This is a genomic window from Longirhabdus pacifica, from assembly GCF_004115085.1.
In the GTDB taxonomy this organism is placed as follows: Bacteria; Bacillota; Bacilli; order Paenibacillales; family DSM-105158; genus Longirhabdus; species Longirhabdus pacifica.
Genome location: NZ_QXJP01000061.1, coordinates 1 through 1,064, shown reverse-complemented (window position 1 = coordinate 1,064; position 1,064 = coordinate 1). Strand labels below are relative to the sequence as shown.

At 36.1% G+C, this 1,064-nt stretch carries 1 protein-coding gene and 1 pseudogene; both read right to left on the bottom strand.

Features of this window, described 5'->3' with window-relative positions:
* Positions 1–297: S-layer homology domain-containing protein (locus D1Z92_RS17060; RefSeq protein WP_164931701.1), on the bottom strand; the 297-nt coding region annotated here is incomplete at its 3' end.
* A 158-nt stretch (positions 298–455) separates the two neighbouring features.
* Positions 456–1,064: pseudogene (locus tag D1Z92_RS17450) on the bottom strand (hypothetical protein); the annotation flags it as partial.

Sequence of the window (1,064 nt, the reverse complement as noted above, 5' to 3'; positions counted from 1 at the left end):
AGTAGAAGGCACATCGTCAAAACCATCAAAGTCCACCACCTCTTCATTTACAGCTGTAGCTCTTGCTATAATAGAGGCGAATTCTGCTCTCGTAATATTATCATCCGGTCTAAATGTATTGTCTGGATAGCCTGATATGTATCCATCGTTTACCGCTTGTAGTATTTTTTGCTCAGCCCAGTGACCCTCAATATCTTCAAAAGACGTGTTTGCTTGTGCGGATGGTGCTGAAAGTGGAATAACAAATAATAGACTTAATATCAAACCTAGTAATATTTTTTTCATTGTTTTTTTCATCGTCCGTTCCTTCTTTCTAAGGTTAAAATGATTACAGTATCTTTATAAAGTAAGTTTTGACTTCTAAATGAAAGTGACAACAAATAACAATGGCATTTAAACCTATTAATTGGAGCATATACTGCCATCAGCATGATTACTAGTAACACTCATCACCTCTATTCTAGTGACTCTGGTATATAGAAACTAGAAAAAGTATTGATATCTACATCAAAAGAATAATATTTTCCACTCTCTCTTTGCATGGCATTACCTACCCACAACCTATTTGGAGTATCTTTCACAAAAAAACCTTTATCACTTCCTGTGGGCAATGTATTTAAACCATATTGTTCGGTGGTTCCTGAACCTTCAAGGGAAGATCCTCTAACAAAACCATTGTCAGGTAAACTATTAACATACTGAAAAGTACTCATATTTTCTATGGCAGGAGTCACCGTTACTTCCACAAAAGCTGAATATAATCTTTCTAGAGATTCCTTTATATACGGATACCTCTCTATGTCTTCTATTAACGTGTCTTTGTCATAAAACATATTCCCATATACGCCTCGAATATCTTCAGGGGATCTAGCATCGACAACAATCATACGATGTACCGTCACAGTTCCCCAATTGTTCACCATTTCAATCGGCTGCTCTGTAATATGATCTAAACTTGCAGGAACACCTTTATTTTTATGATAAACATATGGAGTCATAGAAAGTAAGTTTGTCCCTGTCGTTCCTACTTCTCTCAACTCATCTAACCAAGGATATGTTTCTGC